The organism is Endozoicomonas sp. YOMI1 (assembly GCF_024606345.1).
Lineage (GTDB): Bacteria > Pseudomonadota > Gammaproteobacteria > Pseudomonadales > Endozoicomonadaceae > Endozoicomonas.
The window spans coordinates 1-4,326 of sequence record NZ_JAHHPM010000198.1; the positions used below are offsets into that span (position 1 = coordinate 1).

At 49.4% G+C, this 4,326-nt stretch carries 3 protein-coding genes; 1 reads left to right on the forward strand and 2 read right to left on the reverse strand.

Translation table 11 applies throughout. The features are described 5' to 3' along the window. Positions 1-305: 305 nt before the first annotated feature. Positions 306-578 (reverse strand): nucleoid-associated protein HU-beta, encoded by a 273-nt coding sequence (hupB, locus tag KDK15_RS06905; protein ID WP_101746322.1) that lies wholly within the window; start codon positions 576-578, stop codon positions 306-308. A gap of 121 nt (positions 579-699) precedes the next feature. Here hupB and KDK15_RS06910 point away from each other — a divergent pair, with 121 nt between their 5' ends. Further along, positions 700-870 carry a hypothetical protein gene (locus KDK15_RS06910; RefSeq protein ID WP_257294633.1) on the forward strand — a complete coding sequence of 57 codons (171 nt, stop codon included), beginning with the start codon at positions 700-702 and terminating at the stop codon, positions 868-870. Positions 871-1,286: 416 nt separating this feature from the next. Here KDK15_RS06910 and lon read toward each other — a convergent pair whose 3' ends face one another. Next, on the reverse strand, positions 1,287-3,710 hold the full coding sequence (gene lon, locus KDK15_RS06915; RefSeq protein ID WP_257294634.1) for an endopeptidase La: 2,424 nt from the start codon (positions 3,708-3,710) through the stop codon (positions 1,287-1,289). Positions 3,711-4,326 lie beyond the last annotated feature (616 nt).

Consider the following 4,326-nt stretch of genomic DNA (forward strand, 5'->3'; position numbering starts at 1 on the left):
TGCAGTCATTTCCCTGTTTCCAGGGTGGTGTATTGTATTTAGGACTGGCATAAAGTCAGCTTGAGCCTTGGATCATAACAACGACTGTTGCGCTCGTTGCGGTTTTAATCAAGAGCAGAGCATAACCCTTGTTCTCACCCTGTCCAGTGAAGGCCTGGTTTAAAAAAAAAGCGCATCATCGGATGCGCTTTCTGGTGAACCGGCAGACAACTCCCCTGGAATAATTCATGTGGAACCCTGCCTTGTCCACCTGATGAAATAGAACCGATTAAAGCGCTATACCAGTAACAGTGAACCCTACCAAATCAGTTCACGGCATCCTTAAGAGCCTTACCAGCTTTGAAGCTTGGAATTCTGGCTGCGGCGATTTCAATCGGCTCACCAGTCTGTGGGTTACGACCGGTACGTGCGGCACGCTCTTTCACAGAAAATGTGCCAAAACCTACCAGAACAACCTGTTCACCATTTTTCAGTGCACCAGTGACAGAGTTAATCACGGCGTCCAGGGCTCGACCAGCGGCAGCCTTAGAAATGTCTGCAGATGCAGCGATAGCATCAATAAGCTCGGACTTGTTCACTCTATTCCCCTTCTAAGTAGGATGCGTTTTCAATCATTAACAGAGGATAGACACAGAAAGCGTGCTGGCAACTGAGTAATTTACCGGTCTTCTGTCATCTACCCAATCAGGTGCGACCGATATGCTGCTGCATTTTCCCATGAAAAACAAGCACCATACATGCACCCCCATCATTAATAGCCTGCCAACCAGCCAATTTGATCTAAAACCACTGAAAATAATCACCAGAATTCATTTTGCCAATGAAAACCATCGAACACTAACAGCGAACGATAACACCGGGGCAGTATGAAGTCTGATAATCTGCCGTCAAGCAAATTGTCTGACTAGATTCAAGAAGTCTGGCGGCAAACCCGCTCCACCCCGGAGGTACTGAAATGATCAGTAACCCGAAGGCTCATCAAATTGGGGAAGCAGAGTAATTTCTGCGTATCTTGTCTGGAGGGTCATAGGAAAGCAAATCACCGGTTACAGCATTAACCTGTTCGGTCATTCCGGTAAAAGAAGTCTACTTTTATCCGCATTAGTATAAAGTTGTCTAACAATTGAGCTGACAACCTGACTCTATGGCTTCGACCTAACTCCTGATCCGAAGTAGCGGCAATTTATACCAATCGTCCGGCCGTCATGTCAACTGAAGAATCCATCGGAAAGCCCCGTCATAACTGAATGACCGCCCAATACAGGGCAGTCGTTCACATTCAACGATCAGTGAGTATTGACACGTTCATCATTTTTCTGGCCGGTTTTCTGCTCGGAATCGGCAACTTCCAACGCTTTTTCTGGCAGGGCTTCGGGCATATACGACAGAGCCAATTCCAGAACTCCATCAATCCACTGCACGGGAATAATCTCCAGGTCATCCTTGATATTGTCAGGAATCTCCTTGAGATCGCGACGGTTCTCTTCAGGAATCAGCACCTTCTTGATACCGCCACGATGCGCCGCCAGAAGCTTCTCTTTCAGGCCTCCGATGGCAAGGACTTGCCCCCGGAGGGTAATTTCGCCGGTCATGGCAACATCTGCCCGAACCGGAATCCCGGTCAGAATGGACACAAGGGCGGTACACATACCAATACCCGCACTTGGGCCATCTTTTGGCGTTGCACCTTCAGGAACGTGAATGTGCAGATCGTTCTTCTGATGAAAATCAGGCTCAATACCCATGGCGGCTGCACGGGAGCGAACCACCGTCAATGCCGCCTGGATTGACTCCTGCATCACATCCCCCAGGGAGCCGGTTTTGATAATCTGCCCTTTGCCGGGAACCGCTACCGATTCAATGGTCAGCAACTCGCCACCAACCGATGTCCAGGCCAGGCCGGTTACCTGACCGATCTGATCCTGTTCTTCAGCCCGGCCATAGGTGAACTTGCGAACCCCCAGGAAGTCTTCAAGTACTTCCGTGATAACCGCGCTCTTGCGGTCCTTTTCAGACAGCGCTTCCTGTTTTACCGCCCGGCGACAGACCTTGGCAATTTCCCGCTCAAGTCCACGAACCCCCGCTTCTTTTGTGTAGTAGCGGATAATATCCAGTACCGCATCATCAGCAAAGGAAAGCTCGCCCTTGCGCAGACCACTGCGCTTGATTTGCTTGGGTATCAGATAACGCTTGGCAATATTGAGTTTTTCATCCTCGGTATAACCCGGAATGCGGATCACTTCCATACGGTCCAGCAACGGCCCGGGAATATCCATTGAGTTGGATGTACAGACAAACATAACATCGGAAAGATCGTAATCCACTTCCAGATAGTGGTCATTGAATGAGTTGTTCTGTTCAGGGTCCAGCACCTCCAGCAAGGCTGAAGCCGGGTCACCACGCATATCAGAGCCCATTTTGTCGATCTCATCCAGCAGAATAAGCGGGTTTTTCACTTCAACCTTCGCCATCTTCTGGATCAGTTTACCCGGCATGGAGCCAATGTAAGTCCTGCGGTGACCGCGGATCTCCGCCTCATCACGAACGCCACCCAGCGCCATACGGACAAACTTGCGATTCGTTGCCCTGGCCAGCGACTCACCCAGTGACGTTTTACCAACCCCGGGAGGTCCCACCAGACAGAGAACGGGCCCCTTCAGTTTACGAACCCGCTTCTGCACGGCAAGATACTCAAGGATACGTTCCTTGACCTCCTCCAGCCCATAGTGATCAGCCTCAAGAATATCCTGGGCACGCTTCATATCATGGCGGACTTTGCTGCGCTTTTTCCAGGGGACACTGAGCATCCAGTCAATATACCCCCTGACCACCGTCGCCTCCGCCGACATCGGTGACATCATTTTCAGCTTGGCCAGTTCCGCCAGTGTCTTTTCCCTGGCCTCCTGGGTCATCCCCGCCTGATCAATTTTCGTTTTCAGCTCTTCCAGCTCGTTGGGAGCATCATCCATATCCCCCAACTCTTTCTGAATGGCTTTCATCTGCTCATTCAGGTAATACTCACGCTGGCTGCGCTCCATCTGTTTCTTGACACGACCACGGATTTTCTTTTCCACCTGCAGAAAATCCATCTCACCCTGCATAATACCAATCAGATACTCCAACCGGTCTCCCAGGTCGATGATCTCAAGCATCTTCTGCTTGTCTTCGATCTTCATTGGCATGTGTGCACTGATGGTATCCACCAGCTTTGCCGGGTCTTTGATACCGGATAATGAACTGAGCACCTCATTGGGTACTTTCTTGCTCAGTTGCACATACTGCTCAAACTGAGACATCACAGAACGAACCAGCAGCTCACCTTCCCGGTCACTGATCTGCTCTGACAGCTGCTCATGAACTTTCGCCTTAACCAGTCCATCGTCTTCATAGATCGAGTCAATCGTTACCCGAGTCTCACCTTCAACCAGAACTTTTACCGTTCCGTCTGGTAACTTCAGTAATTGCAGAATACTGGCAACCGTGCCCACGGAAAACAGGTCTTCCACCTGAGGATCATCGGTCTGGGCACTTTTCTGGGCTACCAGCAGAATTCTCTTATCACCTGACATTGCCAGGTCCAGCGCCTGGATGGATTTTTCCCGGCCAACAAACAGCGGGATCACCATATGCGGATAGACCACCACATCACGGAGGGGCAACAACGGCAGTTCATAGTGCTCTGATGGTTGCAGGGTATCTTTATTATCCATAGCTCAGCCCCTATATGTTCAATATCAATAGAACCTGCCATCCACCAGCCTGTTGGCTGGCTAAAAAATAGAAAATGAAAACCTGGCAGGTATTCAGGACACGATCTATTACGTGCTTAACAATGGTCAGCCCACAGCAGAAAACACCTGAAATACAGTCTCAAGCATCTGTAAAACTGGCCATAGTCTCTAAGATGGGGCTTTTCCGGCAAAATTACAATAGCCACACCTTTTCGTCTTCTGAAAACGGATAAAGTTCCACGGTAAAACAAGTTATTAGATATCCAGAAAAACCTTTCTCAACGCTAAGCCTATGAATATATGACGGGCTTACGAAATAAAACCGATCGCATAAACGACAAAAGCAATTTAGTTATCCAGTAATATGTACATTGGTACAAATAAAGCTTATGGCATGACGCCATGCCAAGGGACGGTTCAGCTCTCAAGTCAGAGATAAAGAACCTTGCAACTTCAAGAACTTGCAAAAGAACGGCGTTCAGGTAGCATAACAGTCATTCGGAAGAGACGTCGCATCGACTCTTCAGGAGAGTTGGAGCATAGCGCAGCCTGGTAGCGCACCACAATGGGGTTGTGGGGGTCGGAGGTTCAAATC